Genomic DNA, 24,680 nt, shown 5'->3' with positions numbered 1-24,680 from the left:
CTTACTTGGCTCCCTTCACGGTTACGGCGATGCCGGTGGACTTCAGGTGGTTCACGATTGCATCCAGATCCGCGTCGGGAGCCAGCTGCAGGCGCAAGTGCGCGTACTGCTGGTTGCCAAGCTGCTCGACCGAACCAGCCAAGACATTGACATCGGTATTGAACAAGCGGGCAATGGAAGAGATGACAGGCTGGGTCGCCTGGCCGCCGGTGTAGAGCAGGTCCAGGATCGGTCCTTCGCCCTCGACGCGTGGTGCGTCGCCCGGAAGCGGGAGCAACGTGGAAGCCAAAGTGCCTTCGGCGTTGGTGATGACCTGTTCGATATTGCCGTGCTCCACGATCTTGCCGCCTTCCAGCAGCGAAACGGAATCGCAGGCTTGCTTCACGACGTGCATTTCGTGGGTAATGATCAGCACGGTGATGTTCAACCGATCGCGCAGCTTCTTGACCAAATCGAGGATTTCATCGGTGGTCTTCGGATCCAAGGCACTGGTCGGCTCATCACAGAGCAGGACATCCGGATCGGTGGCCAGCGCCCGGGCGATACCAACGCGCTGGCGCTGGCCACCGGAAAGCTGGGATGGGTACCCTTTGGCGAACCTGGTCAGGCCCACGAGCTCCAGGAGTTCAGCGACCTTGGCATCAATTTCGGCTTTGGGCATGCCACCAAGCTCCAGCGGGTATGCCACATTCTGCTCGGTGGTGCGCGAGTCGAAGAGGTTCGCGTGCTGGAAAACCATGCCAATTCGACGTCGCGCATTCCGTAACTCGTCGGTGCTGACGTTGGTCAGCTCCTTGCCGTTAACGGCAACGGTTCCGGATGTGGGCTGGTCGAGCAAGGTCAAGCAACGGACGAGAGTGGATTTACCCGCTCCGGAATGTCCGACGATGCCATGAATTTTCCCGGTAGGGACTTCAAGGCTGACACCATCAAGGGCAACAACATCCTTGCCGTCTTGCTGGTAGACCTTGCGCAGGTCACTGACTGTGATCACTAGGCGTGTTCCTTCAGATTCTCAAAGGGTGTAGAGAGTACCCTCCATTGAATCATCATCGAACAAAATCGCCCGAATCAAGGGGAAATTACAGTCAAGATTCTTAGTATGAGGCCTTAATGGGCGAGCCTTCGAATATAATTTGTTGATTTATGACAGAAAATGAACGATTGGCTTCCGCATGGTGGTCGCGAGGCCTGTTGACCCCATGTGAAACGGGGCACAAGAAGCTGATTATTTCAATCTTTACGACTCGGTGATAGGCCAAGCGCCGTCGACAACAGCTTCAGGCTTCGTCTTGCGCAAGTATTTCTGGAAACTTTCTGCCTGTTCTTTCGCCCAACCGATCTGCCAGCCGTGCAGCACCATCGGATCTACTTGCAACTGCGGATAGCGTTCGCCCAGCTGGCGAGCGACCTCGACGCAGGCAACTGCATCGGCCAACGAGGTGTGCGCATTTTCGAGGACTACACCGTAGAACTCGCAAGCCGCCGCAAGGGTGCGCTTCCCCTTGCGGAACTTGTCAACCTGCTTGTCGATGATGAACGGATCGATCACATTGCCCGGGAAAAACGGCTCAAGGTCGTAGCGAACGGCTTCGCTGTAGAGCACTGAGAAATCGTACGAAGCATTAAAAGCAACGATTGGCGCTTGCTCCGAGGCGAACTTCAGCAAATTCAAGATCTCCTGAACGGACTGTTTCGCCGGGGCACCGTCGGCGCGGGCTTTCTCGGTGGAGATTCCGTGAACTGCGGCCGCGGCCTCTGGAATCTCGACCCCGGGGTTTACCAGCCACTCGCGGTTGTTCACCACCTTGCCATCGGCATCCAGCAAGACAACCGATGCCGTAACGATGCGTGCAGTATTGGTATCAACACCAGTGGTTTCCAAATCAAAGCCAATTGCCAGGCCCTTGTGCCATTCAGTCATGGATATAACGCTACAGCCAAGGCGGGACAGGACGGCCCTGCGAATTGCGTGTTGTGGAGTCCTGCAAGCTAATTGGCAGAATAGGGCTATGACATCTGACGCAGCCGAAAAACCCCTGGACTATTCAGAGGCGGTGCATCGCCTCGCAGCACTCGTCCCGGCAGGGGCGGTGCTCAGCTACAAGGACGTGGCAGAACTTCTCGGAAGCGGGGGAGCACGCCAAACGGGCAAGGCGATGGCAAGCGCGCCGGAAGGGACACCATGGTGGCGGATTATCCGCTCCAACGGTTCCATGGCCGATGCGCTTGCCGAAGCAGCAGAACGGCACTGGATCGCAGAAGAACTGGCAGCACCTGGCCGTCACGTGAACATGAATAGATACCGCTGGAACCCCAACGACTGGGCGTGGGAAAAAATTGACGCGCTGCGTACGGCGCTGGGCAACCCCAAAATGTCCGAGATGGATGATCAACTATGAGTATGGAAGAGACCCGAAGCCAGCCCCGCGAAGAAGCCACCTCGGTCCGTGGCCACTTGCATTCGGTGGAAAGCCCGGTCCTGGTCACTGGGGCGCCGGGTACGGGCAAGACCCATCTGCTCATCGACACCGCCGTTGCGCACCTTGACGCCGGGCTCGATCCGCAGGCCCTCTTGATCATCGGGCCAACTCGACTGACCGCTGCCTCGATCCGTGATGAGCTCAGCCGCCGAGCAGAACGGACTTTCACTGAACCGGTGGTTCGCACCTGGTCGGCTTATGCCTTTGATTTGATCCGCCGTGCCCGCGTTGAAGGACTCTTGCCCCAGCTCGAACGCGTTCCCCGCTTGCTCTCCGGTCCGGAACAGGACACCCTCATCGGCCACCTGCTGGAGGGCCATGCCGAAGGCCTCACCGAAGGACCGCAGTGGCCAAGCGAGCTGGCGCTTGCAGTAGGGACTCGCGGCTTCCGCAAGGAAATCCGCGAGTTCTTCGACCGTGTTTCAGAGCTGGGATTGGAACCTGCCGACATCGCTGACCTCGGCCAGCAAGCCAACCGCCCCGAATGGCACGCTGCGGCGCTGTTCTACCAGGAATACCGCGACCTGCTGGACTTGGGCAGCGCCGAAGCCTTCGACCCGGCAGGGCTGATTACCCGGGCGGCACAAATTCTGGAAGACAATGAAGCGTTCCTGCACGCAGAACAGGACCGGTTGGCCCTGATCCTCGTGGATGACCTGCAAGAAGCCACCCTGTCGCAGCACCGCCTCCTGGCTCTGCTCGGCAAGGACCGCGCCATGGTCGCTTTCGCTGCACCCGACAGCGTAGTTCAGGGATTCCGCGGTGCCCGCACCGATGAATTGCATCGTTTCGCACAGAATTACTCGAGTGCTGGCGAAGCGACGTGCCTCGAACTGACCCACGGCTATCGAATGTCTGGACAGATCACCGAGGCATGGAAACGGATCGTCAGCCGCGTGCCGCTGGCTGCAGGCTTGCGCGGACGGGCTATTGAGCCGTTGAACGTGCCGGAACACGAACTGTGCCAGGTATTGGTATTCGAGAATTCCACCTTGGAAGAACGTTTCATTGCCCAGCGGATAGTGCATCTGAACCTCTATGAGAACCGCAGCCTAGCTGAAATTGCGATTGTGGTGCGCAACGGTTCACAGGTGCGCTCCTTCAGCCGTTTTCTTGAAGGCCAGGGAATCGGCGTGCAGGTGCCGCCGGCCGAGATTCCATTGAAGGATGAAGGTGCGGTCCGTCCGCTGCTTGACCTGTTGAATTTGGCGTTCAGCGATTCTGTCACCGATGACCCGCTCCTGATGCAGAACCTGCTGCTGTCGCGTTATGGGATGAGCACCGCCTTGGAAATCCGCCGGATCCGCCAGCTCCTGCGCCAGCAGGAAGCCGCAGCCGGCGGACGCCGCTCCAGCCAGGAGTTGCTTGAATCCTGCCTGCGTGAACCGGTAATGGCCGAGAAATTGGGCAAGCCGGGTTACGGACTGAACCGGCTGCTGAAAATGTACTCTGCGCTGCAAGACGAACTGGCCAGCGGAACCGCTACACCGGAAACAGCGCTCTGGGTGATGTGGGAGGCCTCGGGCCGGGCCAAAGCCTGGCGCGAAGAGGCCCTGGGCACCGGCACTGCCGCCCGCCGCGCCGATCATGACCTGGATGCTGTCCTGTCGCTTTTCCAAGCCGCAGAACGTTTTGTGGATCAGCTTCCCGGCGCCAGCGTCCAGCAGTTCATCGAGCACATCTTGCAGCAGGAATTGCCCATGGACTCCTTGGCAACCCGTGCTGCCGGTGGGCAAACCGTCACGGTTCTCACTACCGCTGCCGCTGCCGGAAAGCAATGGCCAGTGGTCTTTATCCCCGGGCTGCAAGAAGGCTCCTGGCCCAACCTCCGGCTCCGTGGCGAGCTGCTCGGTTCCAATGCGCTCGCCGACGCCGCGGAGCATGGCATTGAATTCCTGGCCACCCGAACGCCAACGCATTTGGTACGCCAAATCCGCAACGACGAATTGCGCAGCTTCAGCAATGCCGTCTCCCGTGCTGGAGACCAGCTGATTTGCACGGCGGTCGATAACGAGGACAACCAGCCTTCCTCGTTCCTGGACCTGGTCGAGCCACCGGGGCCAGAAGGCAGGGAACCAACCGCGGTTCCGCGCATCCGTTCGCTTCCAACCTTGGTGGCAGAGCTGCGCAGCACTGCCGAGAGAGCCAGGGCCGCCGGCCTTGGGGCAGTGCCAACGCCGGACGATGTGGAAGCAGCTAGCCTGTACCAGGACGCCACCCACGTGCTTGGACGTCTGGCTCAGGCAGAGCGCCCGGTGCGAGGAGCGCATCCAAGTTCCTGGTGGGGGTTGCGCGAACTGACTACCCATGAACCGGTTATCCCGGAAGACCAGCCTCGGCGGGTGTCACCGTCGAAGGTGGAAACCCTGGTGAAATCGCCGCTGAACTGGTTTGTGCAAAGCGCTGGTGGAACCGCTGCCCGCGATTTCGCGGCCTCCTTGGGTACGCTGATCCACTCCATCGCCGAAGAGCATCCCGATGCAAGCGGAAGCGAGTACCAGCAGATCCTGGAGCAACGCTGGCCAGAGCTGGAAAAACTGGTGAACTGGGAAGGTCAAAGGGACTTCGACCGTGCCAATAGCATGCTCAAGAAGTTCGCCGCCTACTGCGTCACCATGCGCCAAGAAGGACGCGAACTGGTGGCTCGCGAGATGCCGTTCCAGACCGAGGTCCCAGCCCCTGACGGTACGCATATCCAGCTTCGCGGAATTATCGACCGCGTCGAAGCTGACGCCAACGGCAAGGTGAGGGTCGTTGACCTGAAAACCGGTTCCACTGCGCCATCCAAGGACGCAACCTTGGAACACCCGCAGCTAGGCGTCTACCAAACCGCAATCCAGCTCGGTGCATTGCAAGATCACGAGGAAACTGCAGGACTCCCGGATGAGCCAGCCGGCGCATCCTTGGTCTACGTCGGTACCAGCACCAAGGGCGCCTCGGTCCGTGAACAACCATCAATTGGTGAAGAAGATTGGGCCCGCACGCTCATCTTCGAAGCTGCCTCGCTGATGGGAAACAGTGAATTCATCACCCGGCACGTTTCGGGAGCCGCGGGAATCCTCGGCAACTGCACGCTGCCCGAAATCTGCCCTTTGTGCGCCCAAGGACGACAGGTCACCGAACCATGAGCAATATCAGATTCACTCCAGAAGAACTCTCCGCAGCCCTGGGCGAGCAGTTTCCGCCCACTGCGCAGCAGGCTGAGATAGTCGCTGCGCCATTGGAACCGATGCTGGTCATCGCCGGCGCCGGCTCGGGCAAGACCAAAACCATGGCGGATAAAGTCGTCTGGCTGGTAGCCAACCAGCTGGTCCGGCCGGAAGAGATTCTCGGGGTGACCTTTACCCGCAAGGCAGCGGGAGAGCTTTCCGTGCGTATCCGTGCCAAGATCGCGCAGCTTGTGGCCACCGGTCTGCTCAGCCCAGAAGAAACCCGGGACTTCCTGGACCCTGCGGTATCCACCTACCACTCCTACGCCAACACCCTGGTCCAAGACCATGGGCTGCGGCTTGGCCTTGAAGAAGACAGCGCCTTGTTGGGCGCGGCCCAATCATGGCAGGTGGCCCACTCGGTGCTGGAAAGATACACCGGCAACTACGAGCACCTGAACAGTGCCACCAGCACACTGATTGATGCCATCGTTTCCTTCAGTTCCGAAGCATCCGAGCACTTGGTCACCGCACCGGAGGCCCATCAGTGGATTGATGAACTGGTGGCACGCCTGCGCACCTTGCCGATGGACGCAGAGAAGCCCAAAAAAACTACCCAAGCAGCCCTCAAGCTCATCGACAAGCTGGCTTCACGTGCCACCATCGCTGAGTTGGCTGAAGAGTACGCCCGGGAAAAGAAGCGCCTCGGGGTGATGGACTACGGCGACTTGGTGGCCCACGCAGCGCGTATCGCCCAGGAGGTGCCGGCAGCTGCGCTCGCCGAACGGGCTAGCCACAAGGTGGTGCTGCTGGATGAATTCCAGGACACCTCGCACGCGCAGATGGTGCTTTTCTCTCAACTCTATGGCGAAGGCCATCCGGTCACCGCGGTGGGTGACCCTAACCAATCCATCTACGGATTCCGCGGGGCCAGTGCCGGACAGCTGTTCCGATTCCCAGAAGTCTTCCCGATTGTTCGGGACACAGGCCGGGACGTCGCCCACGTGAAGCACCTGACCATCGCATGGCGCAATACCGTCAACGTGCTCGCGGCAGCGAATAGCATCACCGCCGGCGGGCCGCAGCATCAAGGCCCGGTCTCGGTCAAGCCCTTGGATTCCTCGGCGCATGCCAAGCCAGGTCGTGTGGTGCTCAACCGTTGCGCAACGGTTCGCGACGAGGCAGAAGCCATAGCTGACATGATTGTTGCCGAGAATAGGGCATCTTCCGAGCCGAAGACCAGTGCGGTGCTCTCGCGAAATCGTGCCCAGTTGAGCATCATGGGCGAGGTGCTCGCTGAGCGGGGCATCAAATACCAGCTCGTGGGACTATCCGGATTGCTGAGCACCCCTGAGCTCACCGACCTGGTCTCGTACCTGCACGTGCTGGTTGACCCTCTGCGCTCCGACAAGCTCATGCGCTTATTGGCTGGAGCGCGCTGGCGGCTGGGTGCCGCAGACCTGATGGCCTTCGCCGATTGGTCCCGCCAGCTGGAACGGCGGCGAGCCCGCGGGCTGCAGCCAGACCCGGCAGAAAGCGAAGAGGCACAGAGCCCCGAAGAAGCAGTGACCGAGGCGGCCCGCGCCGAACTCAATGATGCGGCCAGCCTCGTCGAAGCACTGGACTTCCTGCCCAGGGAAGGGTGGACCAGCAATGACGGCAGGACCATTAGCGCAGCGGGCTACGAGCGCTTGGCGGCTCTGCGCGATGAACTCGCCGGCCTGCGGCTGCTGGCCAATGACGACCTTGAAACGCTGATTCGCGAGACCGAACGCGCCATGAACCTGGACATCGAGGTGGCTGCCCGTCCGTGGATATCTCGAGACAAGGCGCGAGCCAACCTCGATGCCTTCGCCGATGTGGTGCGCGAATACTGCCGCAATGCGCCACGCGTTGAACTGTCCGGCTTCTTGATGTGGCTGGAACAGGCCGCCGAAAAGGAAAAGGGACTACCGCTGCCAAGCGAAGATGCTGACCCCGCGGCAGTCCAATTGCTGACGGTTCACGCGTCCAAGGGATTGGAATGGGACATCGTGGCGGTGATGACCTTGAACGACGGGGTGTTCCCGGGTTCCAAATCCGACCGGTGGACCAGCGGTGACAAAGCGCTGCCCTGGGAAATCCGTGGCGACGCCCGCGACCTGCCCCAATGGGACACCGAACAGCCGGCCTTGAAGGAACTGCTGGAAGCCGAATCGGTCTTCAAGGACCAGGTAGAGGACCACCACATTGCCGAAGAGCGTCGCCTGGCCTATGTTGCGGTGACCCGCGCCAAGTCATTGCTGATTTGCAGTAGCAGCGTCTGGACGAGCACCCGTACCAAGCCAACCGAGCCATCAGAATTCTTCACCTGTTTGCTTCCGCTGGCCGAAGGCGAGGAACCCCAGGCGGAGATCGGGGTCTGGGTGAAGGACGAAGAAGCGCCGGAACAAAACCCGAGCACTTTGACGCCCCTTGAAGCGCTGTGGCCGTACGATCCATTGGAAGGCCCCGTCGTCACGGGGGGAGTGCAAAAGACTCCATACCCGTATTCACGGCGCAATGTCATTGCGGAAGTGGCGAAGGATCTCGAATCCGTTCCAACAGATCATGAGCCGCTGACCAGCTTCGGGAGGCAGTGGGCTGAAGAAGCCGAGAAACTTCTAGGCCAGCGCGAGTTCTTGGCTGGCCGTGAGCGCAGCATCGAGGCACCAGAGCATGTGCGTGCTTCGTTGTTTGTCGAGCTGGCCGAGGACCCGGTTGGGGTACTGGAAAACCTTCGACGCCCGGTGCCGCGTCGACCGGGGCTCGCTGCACGGCGCGGTACCGCGTTCCATGCCTGGATTGAAGAGTTCTACGAGAAGACGTCAATGCTTGATCTGGGAGACCTGCAGGATCCGGCAGATGGCTATCTTGATGAGGCGCTGGACCTTGAATCCATGAAGGAAGCGTTCCTATCCAGCGAATGGTCCAAGCTGCAGCCGGCCTATGTCGAGGTTCCATTGGAGACCCGTGTGGGTCCGGTGGCTGTGCGTGGCCGCATTGATGCCGTCTTCCGGATGGACGACGGTACGTGGCTGATGCTGGACTGGAAAACCGGTCGAGTTCCTAGCGGCAAGGATCTGAAGAGCAAGCTGGTCCAGCTCGCGGTGTATCGTCTGGGCTGGTCACGCCTGCACGGAATCCCGCTAGAGGAGATCAAGGCCGCCTTCTACTATGTGGCGGCGGGCATTACGATCCACGCGGAGTATCTCTCCGATGAGCAAGAACTGGAACAGATGATCAGCAGCGCGTTTGAACAGCTCGAAGGCTAGCCGCTCAGGACGCTGGGAAGTCTTTACTTCTCGGCGTCCTCAACAGGCTTGTTGTTCTTTTCAGCAGGCTCAGCCGTGCTCATTGGCCGTGCGGCAGCTGACTCGGCCTCCGCTGCATCACTATCGTGTTCGGCGGCCTTGGAGGCGGGTTCATCCTTCGCAGGCGAACTGTTCTTGGCATCAGCCTGAACAGCATCAGATTTTGGCTGGTCACCAGACTCCCCTGGCGCGGCCTGGACATTGGACGCTGTGCTTCGGGGTGTTGCGGAGTTCGGCGATTCCGCTGCCAGGGGAGTGACCTTGTCGGTGTTAATGCTTGGCGCGGCGACGGCGGCCGGCTTTTCCGGAGCCTTCTGGGCCGGTGCTTCTGGCTGGGGAGCCAAAGGGCGCGGAGCTTCCACGACCGACAATGGCTGGCCACCGTACTCCGCGATGTTCTGGTCCAATTCGCGTAGCATCTCTTCGGCCTCGGCGATGCGCTCGTAGTCCTTGGAATCCAAAGACTTCACCAGCCACTGCGCCAGCGCGAATTCGGCGGCCAGCGCGGCGCGACGCATGATGTGCGGATCCGCAGCCTTGCCGCGGGCTTCGACATAGGCGGTGAAAACGCGCTCGCTGAAGCTCTGGTCTTCTATGGCCGAAAGCCAAGCGAAGTCATCAGCGGGATCACCGACGTGCAAATCTGTCCAGCCCTTGACTGCAGTGATGCTGGAATGGGAAATCTGCAGCTGCTCTTCATCGAAGTCGCCGTGAACTACGGCAGCGTTGAAACGCCACAGCGCCACGTCCTCCATGGCGTGTTCCCAACGGCGCAGCAAACCGCTTGGCACCTTGCCCGTAGCCGCGGCGGTATCCAGTTCGTTGAGTTTGCGCTGGCGAATCTCGTCGGCAGTGTAGGTCGGCAGGCCTGCCACTTCAACAGCTTCATCTGGGATCTGGTGGATGGCAGCCATGCACTGGCCCAGCGACTTGGCCAGGTTGCTGCCGACATCAACCAATTCATCGAGGGTCGGAACGTGTCCGGGCATATCCTTGTAGACAAAGGTGCGCAGTGGGCCCTGGCGCACGGTGCCGGCTACGGCAGGCAAGGAAAACGGCAGTGAAGCGCGGACCTTGGCGGAGAAAGCGCGCAAGGCCGAAAGCTCTGCTTCCAGACGCATGCTTGCCTCGTCATGCCGAGGTGAACGAACGCGCCAGCGATGCTTGAGTGCGTCGACGATCAATGCTGAGTCAAAATCTTCTGCATCGTCGGACAGCGCCGCGAAGCCTACCGGAGTCAATCCGGGGACGGCGGCGGTGGCAATTGCGGCGAGTTCCATGGCAGTGCGTTTCACAAGTTCCACCGTATGCGAGATTCCCTTTTCTATCGTTGAATGACGCACGGAATATGGCGGGATTCACCGGCAACATTCAGAGTTGCGACGAATCTCATTGATCAACAGCTATCCACATTGAGCAAGCATCAAGATTCTGGAGCGCTACGTGCATTAGGTTAGAGGTATGGCTCTGGCAGAAACTTATCGAACCCCACTTACCGGACTCCACTTCGGACAGTCTCTGATTGAGCGCCCACTGACCGAAAAGCAAGACCCGATGCTTTTGCCTGGCCTATTTAAGCAGCGCAGCACCAAGGTGCTGCTGATCAGTGGTGGTGGCGCGGCAACTATCGGCTCTGATCTCTTCTTTCTCAACGGCACGGACTACCTCGCAAAAGACTCCGAGCGCCAGGTGTACCTGGGGCGTGCATCAGGCACGGAATACGTTCTGGCTCTCGTTGATGCCGAGGACTATGCCTCCAGCGGCATCGAGCGCTGGACGACGCTACGTGAAGGCTTCAACCTGCTCAATGAACTGCATGCAGAACTCTTCGTTGAAGCGCAGGCGATCGCCAATTGGATCCGTTCAGAGAAATTCTGCCCACGCTGCGGTTCACCCGTTAGGGCTGCCACCTTCGGGTGGGGCCAGCGTTGCGTGAACAATGACCACGAGCTTTTTCCACGTACCGACCCGGCAATCATTGCCTCGGTGATCGACAGCCAAGATCGATTGCTGCTCGGATCCAACGCCACCTTCAAGCACCGGATGTACTCGGTGCTTGCAGGATTCGTCGAAGCAGGGGAGTCCCTGGAGTCTGCTGTGCGCCGCGAGATCTTTGAAGAATCCGGTGTGCGTATTGGAGAGGTCGCCTACCGCGGTTCCCAGCCCTGGCCAATGCCGCGATCGCTGATGCTCGGTTTCGCTGCTGAAGCCTTGAGCGAAGAGCTGGTTCCGGATGGTGCAGAAATCATGGACCTTCGCTGGTTCACACGAGCCGAACTGCGTGAAGCTCTGGAATCAGGAACAATAGATATACCGCGCGGAGTCTCGATAGCCCACGCATTGATCCGTACCTGGTACGGCGAACCCCTTCCGGAGGCCCTGAGCAAGTGACCGAATACGACAATCCGCCAGCAGACAATTTGCTAGCGGGACTGGATGCTGAACAGCGGCAAGCAGCTGAAACCCTCAGCGGTCCACTGTGTATTCTGGCGGGCGCAGGAACCGGCAAGACCAGAGCAATTACCCACCGGATCGCCCACGGCGTGCATACTGGCATCTACAACCCGACCAGTGTTCTCGCGCTGACTTTCACCACGCGTGCAGCTGCGGAGATGCGTACCCGCTTGCGTCAGCTCGGCGCACCCGGCGTGCAGACGCGTACCTTCCACGCAGCTGCCTTGCGCCAGCTGCAGTACTTCTGGCCGCAGGCCGTTGGCGGTACCCTGCCGAACTTGGTAGAACACAAGGCCCCGCTCATTGCGGAGGCAGCGCGTCGCCTGCGCATTTCCAGCGACCGCGCCATGGTCCGTGATCTGGCTGCGGAAATCGAATGGGCCAAGGTCTCCATGCATACCCCGGAAAGCTACGCCAAGATTGCGTCTTCCCGAGAACTGCCCAACGGTCTCGAAGCAGTGAGCATGGCCCGCATCTTCCAGACCTACGAAGAGCTCAAAGATGACCGCGGAGTTATCGACTTTGAAGACGTACTGCTGCTGACCATTGCAATTCTTGAAGACAATGAAAAAGTCGCAGCCAGTGTACGCCAGCAGTACCGCCACTTCGTCGTCGACGAGTACCAGGACGTTTCGCCGTTGCAGCAACGGCTCCTGGATCTCTGGCTTGGCCAGCGCAACGAACTGTGCGTGGTGGGCGATGCCTCCCAGACCATCTATTCTTTCACCGGTGCACGCCCAGACTTCTTGCTGAACTTCGGCACACGGTTTCCGGAAGCAAAGGTCGTGAAGCTGGTACGCGATTACCGCTCCACTCCTGAAGTCGTGAACCTGGCGAATAAGGTGCTTGCTAATCGGCGCATTGAATCCCAAGTCCCTGACCGTAACGTGACCTGGCCTGAACCACTGGAACTCATCGCGCAACGCGATCACGGTCCGGCCCCTGAATTCTTTGAAGCGACGGATGACGAAAATGAAGCCGAGGAAGTCGCCCAGCGCATCAAGCAGCTGCTCAAAAACGGCCAGGACATCTCCGAGATTGCCATCTTGTACCGCACTAACGGGCAGTCCCAGGCTTTTGAGCAAGCACTGACGGCGTATTCCATCCCCTACGTAATGCGTGGTGCCGAGCGGTTCTTCTCCCGTCGCGAAGTCAAGGAAGGGATGCTGGCCTTGCGGGCCGGCTTGAGCGTCGCCGCAGATACTCCGGTTGCGCAGATGGTGCGCGATGTGCTCTCCTCGCACGGCTACTCGGCGAATGCCCCAAGCGGCGGCACTGGTGCGGTGCGCCAGCGTTGGGAATCGATGTCGGCACTGGTTCGCCTGGCCGACGAAGTCGTTGCGCTTAAAAAAGAACAAGACATTGATGCCACATTGCACGATGTGGTCAAGGAATTGGAAGACCGCGCAGCGATCCAGCACGCGCCAACTCTGGATGGCGTCACCTTGGCATCATTCCACGCAGCCAAGGGGCTGGAATGGGATGCTGTATTTCTGGTTGGATTGAACGAAGGCCTGGTCCCGATCTCCTATGCCAAGGACCAAGCGGGCTTCGATGAAGAACGGCGGCTGCTGTACGTGGGTATTACCCGCGCACGGAAGCACCTGTACCTGTCCTGGTCGCTGGCAAGGACCCCGGGCGGACGCGCGCACCGATACCCATCACGATTCCTCGATGGAATTAAATCGGTACGCCAAGCCAGCAGCAGGCAGCAGACCACCTACCGCAAACGCGAACAGAAAATCACGCCCGCAGTCTGCATGACCTGTGGATCCTTCTTGACCAGAGCAAAAGAGCGAAAGCTCAAACGTTGCGCCTCGTGCCCTGCTGCCTATGATGAAGCGTTGTTTGAGACTTTGCGTGAATGGCGATCGGAGGTTGCCCAATCCAACGCGGTCCCGGCATTCGTCATATTCACCGATGCAACCCTCATGTCCATCGCGGAGCACCAGCCGGATTCAATCCAGGGATTGTCGAAGATTCCCGGGGTGGGACGTAGCAAGCTTGAACGATATGGCGAGGCGGTGCTTGCGGTCGTTGGCGAGCGCCGCGCATAGGGTTCTCCACAAGTTGGCGAATTGGTCCGAAGCTGTCTCAGGCTAGGACGTAGCTTAGAGATCACGTAGTGAGCGGACAGGAAGGTCCCCGGCCGCTGCCATAGATGAGGAAAGAGGCGCAATGCAATGCCAGCTTTTCCAAACTCCGTCGACTTCGTAGCGCCGGATGAAATTCCAGTGCGGGTTCTCCGCTCGGCCAAGCGCAAGAAGACCATTTCCTCCCAGTGGCGCGATAACCGGCTGATTATCCAAGTCCCTGCAGCGCTGGACGAAAAAACGGAACGCGCTTTCGTTGATGAGATGATCTCGAAGTATCGCAAGGGACGCCAAGCGCGTACCGCGGGTCATACCGATGATGCGCTGGAGCGCCGAGCGGCATCTCTTGACCAGCAGTACTTCGCCGGCGAAGCCGCGCCGCAATCCGTGCGTTGGGTAGCCAACCAGAATAAGCGTTGGGGTTCGGCTTCATATCGGCAGCGCAGCATCCGCTTATCGGTCACGTTGCAGCATATGCCCAGCTGGGTGCAGGACTATGTTCTAGTCCACGAGCTTGCGCATCTGGTGGTCCCGCGGGCCGGCCACGGACCTAGGTTCCAGGCTTTGCTGAACCGGTTCGAACGCCGAGCGCAGGCGGATATTTTCTTGGAGGCATTCCACGCAGGCTACAACGCTCACGCCAAGGAATTGGGCCGGGCCCAGGATGAACTTTCGGGTTTCGGCCATGACGAGGAACAGTAGCTCAATGCACGAAGGAGGGATGTGCACTCGTGCACATCCCTCCTTCGAGGTTTCGATCTAATCAGTTCTTCGGATCCTCTGGATTCCCTGAACCGTCATCGCCTTCGGCTTCGGGTTCAGCGTTGTCGAAGCCGCCGTCCAGAAGCTTACCCAGTGCTGCGTCAAAGTCGTCGAACTCGGTCGCGGCAACTTCACGGCGATGCGTGAAGCCCTTGGGATCGGTGAGGTCTTCCGCGGTAGGCATCAGATCTGGGTGATCCCATACGGCATCACGGCCCTCGATTCCACGTTCGTCGTACAAGTGCTCCCACAGGGCAGCCGCTTCGCGCAGCTTGCGTGGGCGCAATTCAAGGCCAACCAGAGATGCGAAGGCAGTCTCAGCTGGGCCACCCGAAGCACGGCGGCGACGCATCGTCTCGCGCAGGTGACCAGCAAATGGAAGGTTCTGGGCGGCCAAGGAGACCACATGATCAACCCAGCCCTCGATCAATGCCAACGTCAGTTCTAGGTTTTCTAGAGCCTTCTCCTGAGCGGGGGTGCGCTGCGGGGTGAACAATCCTTCACCCAGCATCGACTGCAGCGCTTCGGGGTTGGACGGATCGATACCGCGTACTGCTTCTTCAATGCGCGACATGTCGATATGGATGCCCCGAGCATAGGATTCCACGGCACCAATCAACTTGGAGCTTAGCCAAGGGACCCGGTTGAACAATCGTGCGTGTGCGTTCTCCCGCAGAATCACATACAGCAGGACTTCCTGCTCTGGGATTTCAAGGCCATCGCCGAACTTGCTGACATTGGCCGCGATAATGCCTGGAGTGGTTCCTGCCAAAGGCAGGCCGATATCGGTGCCGCCAAGCACATCGGTTGCCAAGCCGCCCAGTGCAGTGCCCAGCTGCATGCCGAACATGCTGGCTCCGAGATTGCGGAACATGCCATCGGAATTGCCGAGCATGCCCTTCATCTCTTCGGGAATCTGATCCTTCATCGCGGTGGTGATTGCGTTAGCTACCGACTCGGCAACAGGCTCGGTGACCTGCTTCCAGGTGGCCAGGGTCTTGTCATACCATCGTTTACGAGTCCATGCCTCGGTAGAGCGGCCGTTCGACTCGAACACCGTAGCGTTGTTCAGCCACAGTTCAGAAAGGTTTGACGCATCGCTGATGGCGTTGTTGCGCGCGTCCGATACCGCCGGATCATCGCTGGCATATGCCTGCAAAGCGGTGTCGGATGCAAGCTTCCAGTTCACCGGACCGGAAGACGCGTTATTGCTCATCATCGCGGACATCATGGCCTGGGCCTGCTGCATCATTTTCTGCATCGCAGCCGGATCGCCTTGAGCACCAAGGGCATCACGAAGCTGCGGCGGGAGGTCATTCGGGTCGAACCCGCCACCGAAGAGCTGACCAAACATTGCAGAAAATGGGTCCTGCTGATTGTTTTCGTCGTCATCGCCGTTAGGGCGGTTATTCGGGGGGTTCTGTGCCATGCCTTTAAAACTACCGCGAGTAGCTGATAGTTCCCATGAATCTGGGCTTCAGTTCGCTTTCGGCACATCGAATACGCCTTGATGCTGATGCTTTTAAACCCAGGGCTTCAGTAGGCTAAGGGTGGGGATGTCTGCAAGGACGGATCCGCGTATTTTTTGACAGTTGGCGGGAGCAGGATCAGTGCACGTACAGGAACCACAAGACTCGACTTTGGAGCCAGGCGATTCCAGCCGTACTCCGCGAGGTTCCAAAACCATGAAACGCACCAGCTCCGGCGTCGTTGCGCTCCTCCTGATCGGCGTCATGATGTTTCTCCCGACGAATTTCATGATCCGGTCGCCTGGCCCAGTGTTTAACACTCTTGGCGAGGACAACGGGCACGATGTGGTCTCCATCAAGGGAGCCCAGTCATACCCTTCGGAGAGCGTCTTGGATCTGTTGACCATTTACGTCCAGGGTGGCGGGCAGAACCGAATCACCATACCTGTCGTACTTGAAGCATTGGTCAATCCGGCCAAGGATCTAGTTCCTGAAGAAACCATCATTTCTCGTGGTGTCTCTTCGGAAGAGAAGAATGAACAAAATGATTTCATGATGACTTCATCGCAGGACTTGGCTGTGGCAGCGGCTTTGGCCGAGCTGGATCAGGGCTTTACCGAGTGGCTTACGGTCGCTGAGTTCTCCACCGGCACGAATGAAAAAGTGCTTGAGCCCAAGGATCGCCTTCTGAAATTCGAAGGAGAGAGGATCACTTCGCTGGAACAGCTGAAGGAAGAACTGAATTCCCGCGGTGCAGAACCAGCAACCTTGACCGTTGGCAGACCGGATAAGCATGGCGTCTACAGCGACGTAGATGTCACTGTGAACACCAAGGAAGCCGAGAATGGCGAACGCCAGTTGGGTGTCTTCCTGAGCAACGAATACGAGTTCCCTATCGATGTGAGCTTCGGGTTGGAAAATGTTGGCGGTCCCAGCGCCGGCATGATGTTTGCCTTGGCGATCATTGACCGCCTGACGGAAGGCTCATTGGCGGGGGACCACCACATCGCGGGTACCGGTGAGATTTCAGCCGATGGCAAGGTCGGTCCAATCGGTGGAATCGCCCAGAAGATGGTGGCGGCTAAGAATGCCGGAGCAACCGTCTTCTTGGCCCCAGCCGACAACTGCGCTGAAGCCATAGGGCGTATTCCTGCCGGACTGGATGTCATCAAGGTTGCAACCCTGTCAGAAGCTCGCCAGGCATTGGAGAAGATCGCCGCAGGTGAAGACCCGGCGACTTTCACGACATGCGAATAGATTTAGCCGGGCATCAAGGGAAGAATGTGATGCAAGGAAACCAGTCTCGTACACAACGCCCGTCCAAGAATTAGGTACACGAGTTCTCTTGTTGGGAACAACGGGAAGAACCCAAAGTAAGGAATAGATAGTGTCTTTCGGATCGGATAGTCCGTTCGGGGGTCCGCCGCGGCCCCAAGAACCACAACGACCTTCCAACCCTTCGGGCAAGAAAGCCTCGCCGCTGACCCTGACCATCTTCGCGGTGGTCATTCTCGTCGCAGTCTTCGTTTTCTTGTCGAATTTCTACGCTGATATCCTCTGGTTCAACCAGCTGGGTTTCTCCGAGGTCTACTGGACTGAGCGGATCTCCAAATTAGTGATCTTCCTGATCGCTTTGGTGCTGATGGCGGTTCCAATGTGGTTCTCGATGCGCAGTGCCTACAAGCACCGCCCTGTCTATGCGCCAAACTCGACCCGACCTGATTCCATGTCGCGCTACCAGGCCCAGCTGGAACCAGTCCGCCGATTCCTGATGGTTGGCATTCCATTGGTGATCGGCATTTTCGCTGCCGTTGCCGTGGCCGGACAGTGGCAGACCATCTTGCTGTTCTTCAACCAGGTCGGTTTCGGTAGCACTGACCCCCAGTTCAACATGGATCTGGGCTTCTTCGTTTTCTCCCTTCCATTCATCGCACTGGTCAACGGCTTCCTGATCTCGGTCGTGCTGCTCAGCGGCGTGGCTGGTCTGCTGACCCACTACCTCTACGGCGGAATCCGCGTTGAAGAGCGTGGCGGCATAACCGTTGGCAAGGCCGCTCGGGTGCACACCGCAGTTGTTGTCGGAGTCTTCTTGATCTTCCAGGCTGTGAACTTCTGGATCGGCCAGTACGAGACCCTCACCGACCAGTCCGGCCGTGTCGCCGGTGCACTGTACAAGGATGTCCACGCTGTCATCCCTGCACAGATGATTCTGGCCATTGTGGCAGTCCTTATCGCCATCACCTTCGTGATTGCGGCAATCAACGGTCGCTGGCGTTTGCCATTGATCGGCACCGCCATGCTGGTAGCAACGATGATCGTTGCCAGCGGCGTCTACCCGTTCCTGATCCAGCAGTACAAGGTGGTCCCTTCCCAAAGGGCGTTGGAGAGCGACTATATTGAGCGCAACATCGAAATGACGCGCTTGGCTTTCGGTCTCGACGATGTCGAAGTTACTGACTACGATGCGAAGATCTCGACTGAGAAGAATGCGCTGGCCGAGGAAACCTCAACCACCGCGAATATCCGCCTGCTGGATCCAAACCTGGTTTCGGCTGCTTTCGCGCAGCTGCAGCAGTTCCGCGGCTACTACACCTTCGCCGAGACCCTTAACGTCGACCGTTACGAGATCGACGGCAAGGTGGAAGATACCGTTATTGCCGCCCGTGAAGTGAACGTGGACCCAACCGACACGTGGGTGAACCAGCACATCAACTACACCCATGGCTACGGCCTGGTGGCTGCCTACGGTAACCGCGTGGCTGCCGGTGGTCGTCCGGACTTCATGCTCGGTGGCATCCCGACCTCTGGTGATTTGATTACCGACGAGGATTACGAGCCGCGGATCTACTTCGGTGAGAATTCTCCGTCCTACTCCATTGTCGGCGGGCCGGATGAGGGATGGACCGACCAGGAACTTGACCGTCCAGGTACCGGTGGCGAGAACCAAGACACCCGCTATACCTTCCAGGGCGATGGCGGTCCGAACGTTGGCAACATGTTCAACCGCTTGGTCTACGCACTGAAGTTCGCCTCCACTGACCTCTTGCTCTCACAGAACGTCAATAGCGAATCGCAGATCCTCTACGATCGTGATCCTCGAGATCGCGTGAGCAAGGTTGCTCCGTACCTGACGTTGGATTCCCAGGCGTACCCTGCCATCATTGATGGCCGCGTGCAGTGGATCATCGATGGCTACACCACCTCCAACGACTTCCCGTATTCGCAGCAGCAGCAATTGGACTCGGCAGTGACCGACTCGCTGACTAATGCGCAGGACCTGTCTTTGACCGGCCGCGTGAACTACCTGCGCAACTCGGTGAAGGCCACCGTCGACGCCTATGACGGAACGGTCAAGCTTTACGCCTGGGACACCGAAGACCCGATCCTGCAGTCCTGGCAGAAGGTCTTCCCTACGGCATTGAACCCGTTGGATGACATGTCGGCTGAGTTGATGGAGCACGTACGTTACCCTGAGGACATGTTCAAGGTGCAGCGCGAAGTGCTAACCACCTACCACGTGGACAACCCGGACGCGTTCTACGAGTCCAACGATGCGTGGGCTGTACCGGATGATCCGACCTCATCCGCCGCTGGCGTGAAGCAGCCGCCATACTTCATGTCCTTGAAGATGCCGACCCAGGATGAAGCGTCGTTCTCGCTGACCTCGACGTTTATCCCTGCTGCCGCGGCCAACGGCCAGCAGCGCAACGTGCTCTTCGGCTTCCTTTCGGCCAACGCCGATGCCGGCTCCGAACCTGGGGCGAAGGCCGAAGACTACGGCAAGCTGCGCCTGCTCGAGCTGCCACGAGATACTGCGGTTCCTGGCCCAGGCCAAGCACAGCAGAACTTCGATACCAACACACGCGTGACCACTGAATTGAACCTGCTGCGTCAGGGTGCTTCGGAGGTCAAGAACGGCAACCTGCTGTCGCTGCCAGTTGGCGGCGGTATCCTCTACGTTCAGCCGGTCTACGTTCAGTCCTCGGGACAGACCAGCTACCCGACCTTGCGTAAGGTCCTGGTTTCCTTCGGCGACAAGGTTGGCTTCGCCGATACCTTGGCTGAAGCACTGGATGAGGTCTTCGGCGGTGAGTCCGGTGCAGTGACTGGTGAGACCGAAGGCGTTACGCCAGAGGATGATCCAAAGGGCGAGAAGGAACCAACCAAGACTGATACCCAGAAGCTCTCCGAAGCTCTGGCTGATGCGAATGAAGCCATCAAGAATGGCCAGGAAGCGCTGGCCAAGAGTGACTTCGGAGCCTACGGCGAATCGCAGAAGCAGTTGGAGGATGCCTTGACCCGCGCGATGGACGCAGATGCGGCCATCAACGGCACCGAGGTTGACGGGGATGTGAAACTGGACGACGGACAAAATCAGGACGCAGCCCAATCGCCAGCACCCCAGGACGGTGCTGAAGGCTAAGCACTAGCACCAGCTGACCGATTTGCTTTCACTCCGCGATGATGCAAGAATTGTCTAGTCATCGCGGGGTGGAGCAGTTCGGTAGCTCGCCGGGCTCATAACCCGGAGGTCGCAAGTTCAAATCTTGCCCCCGCCACGAATGGCAAAATGGAGATTCTAACGGATCTCCATTTTGTGTTAATCTGCAAGTTGCCCGTTGCCGGATCAGTACCCGTGAATTGATGCGGGAACTGCCGTCAACCCATGTACGGGAGGGGGGCGGTCGTCGGCATATGTGTAAGTTGGGGCCGAAGGCTGACGCAGTTCCAGGCCGACCGCAGTGCCCCGGGCGCTGGAAGGCCCGAGAATCTTCCCCTGAGCGGGCTAGGGTGATCGCAGCAGACTCTCAGGCACCTTGTGGCGACGGGCTACCCGCCGGAGTGTGCAATCATGCGGCGGAAGACCCTGGGGTCTTTGAAACCCGGGTAACGCCGGGCCGAGGCATCTGGATATAACCAAAGGATAATTCGGATCAGGTCGGACATTTAGGCGTAGTGCGATTAAGGACACTCTTTTCGATTCGCTATTGAGTTCACCAGTTGGTAATGTTGTATTTACCGACGCGGGGTGGAGCAGTTCGGTAGCTCGCCGGGCTCATAACCCGGAGGTCAGAGGTTCAAATCCTCTCCCCGCCACGAAAGTGGAAACGGAGATCCGGAAGGGTCTCCGTTTTTGGTTTAACCGGACTTCTCAGGCCTGCGCCAATGGGCGACCGCGGCGTTGATTTTATTTCAAGCTCGCCGGATGGGTCTGAAAAGCAATCCCTTCATCCGGGGGAGAACCTGTGCAGAGTTGGGCGGTTGCCCTGCTTCACGAGCCAGGGGTGTCCTGGTGATGCAATGCACTATCCCAGGATTGGCCAAGTCATTCACTGATTGGTAATATTGTATTTACCGACGCGGGGTGGAGCAGTTCGGTAGCTCGCCGGGCTCATAACCCGGAGGTCAGAGGTTCAAATCCTCTCCCCGCCACGAAAGTGGAAACGGAGATCCGGAAGGGTCTCCGTTTTTGGTTTAACCGGATTTCTCAGGACGGCGCCAACGGGTGAGCGTGGCCAAGCGCCAGTAGGCACATGATCGACTTCCCGATGGGGGAGCAACTAATATGTCCGCATCCACTGGGCCGAGGCGGACAGGCAGCGGACCCATGGCGTTGATTTTGTTTCGAGCCCGCCGGATGGTCCTGAAAAGTTTTCCCTTGCCCCTGGGGAGATGCCGTGGGGAGTGGGGCGATTTCCCTGCTTCACGAGCCAGGGGTCTCTTGGTGACGCAATGCACTATCCCAGGATTGGCCAAGTCATTCACTGATTGGTAATGTTGTATTTACCGACGCGGGGTGGAGCAGTTCGGTAGCTCGCCGGGCTCATAACCCGGAGGTCAGAGGTTCAAATCCTCTCCCCGCCACGAAAGTGGAAGCGGAGATCCGGAAGGGTCTCCGCTTTTGGTTTAAGCATTAATGAAGTTGGCTGGCAATGCTTTCGCAATGCCAGCCAATTGAGACAGTTCAGAGAGCAGAAAGTTTAGCTCTCCAAAGCATCGGTTTGTTTGGCCTTCAGAGCGGCCAGACGGGCTTCCACCTCGGTCTGCTCACCCAGATCTTCCAAAGACTCGAACTGGGAGTCCAGGCTTGATGCCTGCAATTCTGCAGCACCGCGAACGCGGGCTTCTTCGCGACGAACCTTTTCTTCGAAGCGACCAATTTCGCTGGACGGATCCATGATGTTCACGGACTTGATGGCTTCATTGACCTGGTTTTGAGCGTGTGCCGACTTGGAACGGGCGACCAGCTCGTCGCGCTTGCTTGCCAGTTCGGTACGCTTTTCCTTCATCATGTTCAAGCCGCTTTTGAGCTTGTCCACGATCTCGCGTTGCGAAGCGATCGTCGGCTCGGCGGTCTTCATCTCGGACTCGGCCTGCATCTGGCGCTGGATGGCGACCTTAGCCAAGTTGTCGAACTTCGAGGCATCATCGGCATTGCCTGCAACACGGAACTCTTCTGCCTTGTTGGATGCTGCCAGAGCCTTGTTGCCCCACTCGGAAGCTGCCTGCTCGTCTTCGCGGAAGTCGTCTTCCAGCATGCGCAAGTTGCCGATGGTCTGGGCAATCGCCTGCTCTGCTTCAGCAATATTGTCGTTGTAGTCGCGCACCATCTGATCCATCATTTTCTGGGGATCTTCAGCTGAGTCGAGCATTGCATTGATATTGGCCTTGGCCAACTGGGAAATGCGTCCGAAGATTGACTGCTTGATCATGGTTGGACCTTTCTGTCCGTCAAGAAAACACTATGAACTTGAAACCTTCTGGTGAAACTGGTCCGGCAAGCTAGAAGTTGCCGCCTCCTCCGCCTCCGAAGTCACCTCCTCCAAAGCCGCCTCCGCCGCCACCGAAGCCACCGAAGCCGCCCCCGCCAAAGAAACCTCCACCGTCGCCGCCATCGGAATGACCGCCATGGCCTCCGCCGCCGAGGATGGTATTGATCAGGATGCCTCCGAGCATCGCGCCACCGATGCCATCAAACATCCCGCCCCCGCGGCCACGGCCGTAGTTCCCGTAACCGCGCGAGTCGCCGAAGCCGTCGAATCCGCTAACGTCGCTTTCGGCCATCTGCGCAGCTTGGTCAGCTAGCTGAATGGCACGCTGTGCGGAACCTACAGCACGCAGCGGATCGCTGCCAGAAAGCGAGCGCGCCTCATCGAAGGTGCGCTGGGCCTCAGCAAGGCGGGTTCGAGCTGAAGAGCGGACGCCGCCGCGACGGGCACGGATGTAATCGTCGGTACCGCTGATGCGCGACGCTGCGGTGTGCAGCAACGAATCCAGTTGTGCACGGGCTGATTGTTCCTGCTGGGCCTGGTTACGCGTACTTGAAAGAGCTTCTGAAAGCGGGCGAACGGACTCATCGAGCTGGGTGATCAAAGCCAGCGGGTTGTATTTGCCGCTGCTCAGTGCTTGCTTGGTATTCGCCAGAGTGCTTTCGACACCGGCCGCGGCGCTGGAAAGGCGGGGATTTGCTCCGTTGCCCACGAAGGCGTTCGCTTGAGCCAGGTCGCGTTCGGCCAGCGCCATTGCGGACTTCAAGTCTTGCTGGGCCTGCCCCAAGGCTTCGCCAGCCTTGTTGATGGCCTTGAGCAGTACATCGGCCTGGTCGTGGGCTTCTTCCGCATTCTGGATCAAGATCGCGGCATTGGATCGGTCAGTGGCCAGTTTCTCTGATGCCTGCTTCAAGGCGGAAGAAGCAAAGGTCAGGCGCTCGGCGGCCTGGTCGGCGTTGTCCTTGATCTGCGATACTGCGCTGGCGTCATATTGGCCGGCAAGGCGTTCCAAGTCTGCCACGCGGGCCGACAGCCTCTGGTTGAGCGGTTCCTGGTTCGCCGATACCTCTGTAATGCGATCCTCGGCATTCTGCTCCAGCTGGCGCAATTGCTTGAACTCGTCGGCATGGGCCTGCAGGGAACTGTTGACCTTCTGGCAACGGTCGATGATTTCATTCAACCATGAACGCTGATCTTGCTCGGTATCGGGGATATCGTCATCCAACTGCTGCTGCAGGCGGAAAGATTCAGTCAGGTGGTTCTTGGCTTGTTCAATATCCTCCACATAGACCTGGACAGCCTGCTTGCCGTATTGTGCTTCGGCGAAGCCCAATTCTTGCTGCGAAGAACGGATCGAGTCATCTGCAGCCACCAGCAATTGGTCTGCCTGCAAACGGAGCTTGTCCAGGGGGACCAGTTGCTGCTGCGGAGCAGGGGCGCCGTACTGTCCTGGGTGTTGGCCTTGGCTCTGGCCGAGCTGCGCGCTCTTCTTCTTGCTGCGCCGTGAAAGGAAAAGGAACCCAACCACAGCAACGGCACCAATGGCCAGTACGACGGTTAGGAAACCACCGCCAGAGGATGAACCATCTGGGCTGCCTCCACCTTCAACGCTGCGCATGCCAGCGATGGCCCCCTCGACTGCACCGGCCCAGTTTTTCTCACTGAGTGCCGGGCTGATTTGGCTGCTGTAGATTTCAGTATCGGCTTTGGCAATCGGACCGCCTTCGGCGCCAGCAAAATATGCTTGGCGGGTCTCGGTTGCCACCACCAGGATGGAGTCAGCGCTGCCCAAACCCTTTTGGTTGGCAACTTCGGCAGCCCATTGATCTGCCTGGTCTGGGTTGGAGAACTCGTCGACGAATATCGCAAACAGGTTTAGTCCGGTATTGCTGCGAAGTTCCTTAATTTCGGATTCCAAACGCGCTTCGTCGGAGCCGAGCACGCCTGAAGAATCGACGACGAAGTCGCCAGGTGGAATCGTTACAGGCGATTCAGCCATCGCAGGTGCCGATAAGCCGAAAGAGGCTACCGTTGCCAATATTGCTCCAGCAATGAGCCGTCGAGCTTTCATACGCATGTCTTGTTCCCCACCTGAAATGCATCAGTCAATCTAAAATCGGGAGAATCCCGATCTGGTGATCCCCGAGATTGGGTTCACACTTATGATT

14 protein-coding genes and 4 tRNA genes are annotated in these 24,680 nt (G+C 58.7%); 12 read left to right on the top strand and 6 right to left on the bottom strand.

Annotation, left to right across the window (positions count from 1 at the left end; genetic code table 11):
* Position 1 precedes the first annotated feature (1 nt).
* Both ACIP6G_RS01765 and ACIP6G_RS01760 read right to left on the bottom strand, forming a co-directional pair.
* The gene (locus ACIP6G_RS01765) at positions 2 to 994 is read right to left on the bottom strand and encodes a methionine ABC transporter ATP-binding protein (RefSeq protein ID WP_400288337.1); all 993 of its coding nucleotides are present in this window, start codon (positions 992 to 994) and stop codon (positions 2 to 4) included.
* 246 nt (positions 995 to 1,240) lie between these two features.
* Positions 1,241 to 1,924 carry a 3'-5' exonuclease gene (locus ACIP6G_RS01760; protein ID WP_105657505.1) on the bottom strand — a complete coding sequence of 228 codons (684 nt, stop codon included), beginning with the start codon at positions 1,922 to 1,924 and terminating at the stop codon, positions 1,241 to 1,243.
* An 88-nt stretch (positions 1,925 to 2,012) separates the two neighbouring features.
* Between ACIP6G_RS01760 and ACIP6G_RS01755 the strand changes: the two genes are divergently transcribed.
* The 3 genes from ACIP6G_RS01755 to ACIP6G_RS01745 are packed head-to-tail and all read left to right on the top strand — an operon-like array spanning position 2,013 to position 8,925.
* Entirely contained in the window at positions 2,013 to 2,402 is a 390-nt protein-coding gene (locus tag ACIP6G_RS01755; protein ID WP_166650728.1) for an MGMT family protein, read from the top strand.
* The gene (locus tag ACIP6G_RS01750; protein WP_400288335.1) at positions 2,399 to 5,611 is read left to right on the top strand and encodes an ATP-dependent helicase; all 3,213 of its coding nucleotides are present in this window, start codon (positions 2,399 to 2,401) and stop codon (positions 5,609 to 5,611) included. Before ACIP6G_RS01755 ends, ACIP6G_RS01750 begins: the two co-directional genes overlap by 4 nt.
* Entirely contained in the window at positions 5,608 to 8,925 is a 3,318-nt protein-coding gene (locus ACIP6G_RS01745) for an ATP-dependent helicase (protein ID WP_400288333.1), read from the top strand. The genes ACIP6G_RS01750 and ACIP6G_RS01745 overlap by 4 nt, the downstream gene beginning before the upstream one ends.
* Positions 8,926 to 8,948: 23 nt before the next feature.
* On the opposite strand, the gene ACIP6G_RS01740 is transcribed toward ACIP6G_RS01745, so the two are convergent.
* Positions 8,949 to 10,259: a phosphotransferase gene (locus ACIP6G_RS01740; protein WP_400288331.1), complete on the bottom strand. Its 1,311-nt coding sequence runs from the start codon at positions 10,257 to 10,259 to the stop codon at positions 8,949 to 8,951.
* A 259-nt stretch (positions 10,260 to 10,518) separates the two neighbouring features.
* Between ACIP6G_RS01740 and nudC the strand changes: the two genes are divergently transcribed.
* The 3 genes from nudC (at position 10,519) to ACIP6G_RS01725 (ending at position 14,213) form a co-directional block, all read left to right on the top strand.
* The gene (gene nudC / locus ACIP6G_RS01735; protein WP_286134184.1) at positions 10,519 to 11,355 is read left to right on the top strand and encodes an NAD(+) diphosphatase; all 837 of its coding nucleotides are present in this window, start codon (positions 10,519 to 10,521) and stop codon (positions 11,353 to 11,355) included.
* On the top strand, positions 11,352 to 13,475 hold the full coding sequence (locus tag ACIP6G_RS01730; protein ID WP_400288329.1) for an ATP-dependent DNA helicase UvrD2: 2,124 nt from the start codon (positions 11,352 to 11,354) through the stop codon (positions 13,473 to 13,475). The genes nudC and ACIP6G_RS01730 overlap by 4 nt, the downstream gene beginning before the upstream one ends.
* 126 nt (positions 13,476 to 13,601) lie before the next feature.
* Positions 13,602 to 14,213, top strand: a complete 612-nt coding sequence (locus tag ACIP6G_RS01725; protein WP_105657499.1) for a M48 family metallopeptidase — start codon at positions 13,602 to 13,604, stop codon at positions 14,211 to 14,213.
* A 61-nt stretch (positions 14,214 to 14,274) separates the two neighbouring features.
* Here the strand turns inward: ACIP6G_RS01725 and ACIP6G_RS01720 are convergent, their stop codons facing one another.
* Positions 14,275 to 15,702, bottom strand: coding sequence for a zinc-dependent metalloprotease (locus tag ACIP6G_RS01720; protein ID WP_332731220.1), 1,428 nt, complete (start codon positions 15,700 to 15,702; stop codon positions 14,275 to 14,277).
* Between the two features lie 349 nt (positions 15,703 to 16,051).
* Here ACIP6G_RS01720 and ACIP6G_RS01715 point away from each other — a divergent pair, with 349 nt between their 5' ends.
* The 6 genes from ACIP6G_RS01715 to ACIP6G_RS01690 all read left to right on the top strand — a co-directional run bounded on the left by ACIP6G_RS01715 (position 16,052) and on the right by ACIP6G_RS01690 (position 21,607).
* On the top strand, positions 16,052 to 16,999 hold the full coding sequence (locus tag ACIP6G_RS01715) for a PDZ domain-containing protein (protein ID WP_400288327.1): 948 nt from the start codon (positions 16,052 to 16,054) through the stop codon (positions 16,997 to 16,999).
* 130 nt (positions 17,000 to 17,129) lie between these two features.
* Positions 17,130 to 20,165 carry a UPF0182 family protein gene (locus ACIP6G_RS01710; RefSeq protein ID WP_105657496.1) on the top strand — a complete coding sequence of 1,012 codons (3,036 nt, stop codon included), beginning with the start codon at positions 17,130 to 17,132 and terminating at the stop codon, positions 20,163 to 20,165.
* Positions 20,166 to 20,227: 62 nt separating this feature from the next.
* Positions 20,228 to 20,301 (top strand) — tRNA-Met (locus ACIP6G_RS01705).
* A 464-nt stretch (positions 20,302 to 20,765) separates the two neighbouring features.
* A tRNA-Met gene (locus tag ACIP6G_RS01700) sits at positions 20,766 to 20,839 on the top strand.
* A gap of 262 nt (positions 20,840 to 21,101) precedes the next feature.
* A tRNA-Met gene (locus tag ACIP6G_RS01695) sits at positions 21,102 to 21,175 on the top strand.
* Between the two features lie 358 nt (positions 21,176 to 21,533).
* A tRNA-Met gene (locus ACIP6G_RS01690) sits at positions 21,534 to 21,607 on the top strand.
* A 116-nt stretch (positions 21,608 to 21,723) separates the two neighbouring features.
* Here ACIP6G_RS01690 and ACIP6G_RS01685 read toward each other — a convergent pair.
* Together ACIP6G_RS01685 and ACIP6G_RS01680 are read right to left on the bottom strand one after the other, a co-directional pair.
* The gene (locus ACIP6G_RS01685; protein WP_105656844.1) at positions 21,724 to 22,455 is read right to left on the bottom strand and encodes a PspA/IM30 family protein; all 732 of its coding nucleotides are present in this window, start codon (positions 22,453 to 22,455) and stop codon (positions 21,724 to 21,726) included.
* Between the two features lie 70 nt (positions 22,456 to 22,525).
* Positions 22,526 to 24,511 (bottom strand): TPM domain-containing protein, encoded by a 1,986-nt coding sequence (locus tag ACIP6G_RS01680; RefSeq protein WP_400288324.1) that lies wholly within the window; start codon positions 24,509 to 24,511, stop codon positions 22,526 to 22,528.
* Positions 24,512 to 24,680 lie beyond the last annotated feature (169 nt).

This window comes from Glutamicibacter sp. NPDC088483, assembly GCF_044753145.1.
Classification (GTDB): domain Bacteria; phylum Actinomycetota; class Actinomycetes; order Actinomycetales; family Micrococcaceae; genus Glutamicibacter.
This window is presented reverse-complemented; position numbering and strand designations above follow the sequence as displayed.

Bases quoted from the DNA above. Each gene is read 5' to 3' on its own strand.
- ACIP6G_RS01680 (WP_400288324.1), bottom strand. From the start codon at position 24,511: ATGGCTGAATCGCCTGTAACGATTCCACCTGGCGACTTCGTCGTCGAT.
- ACIP6G_RS01745 (WP_400288333.1), top strand. From the start codon at position 5,608: ATGAGCAATATCAGATTCACTCCAGAAGAACTCTCCGCAGCCCTGGGC.
- ACIP6G_RS01755 (WP_166650728.1), top strand. From the start codon at position 2,013: ATGACATCTGACGCAGCCGAAAAACCCCTGGACTATTCAGAGGCGGTG.
- ACIP6G_RS01685 (WP_105656844.1), bottom strand. From the start codon at position 22,455: ATGATCAAGCAGTCAATCTTCGGACGCATTTCCCAGTTGGCCAAGGCC.
- ACIP6G_RS01725 (WP_105657499.1), top strand. From the start codon at position 13,602: ATGCCAGCTTTTCCAAACTCCGTCGACTTCGTAGCGCCGGATGAAATT.
- ACIP6G_RS01720 (WP_332731220.1), bottom strand. From the start codon at position 15,702: ATGGCACAGAACCCCCCGAATAACCGCCCTAACGGCGATGACGACGAA.
- ACIP6G_RS01760 (WP_105657505.1), bottom strand. From the start codon at position 1,924: ATGACTGAATGGCACAAGGGCCTGGCAATTGGCTTTGATTTGGAAACC.
- ACIP6G_RS01750 (WP_400288335.1), top strand. From the start codon at position 2,399: ATGAGTATGGAAGAGACCCGAAGCCAGCCCCGCGAAGAAGCCACCTCG.
- nudC (WP_286134184.1), top strand. From the start codon at position 10,519: ATGCTTTTGCCTGGCCTATTTAAGCAGCGCAGCACCAAGGTGCTGCTG.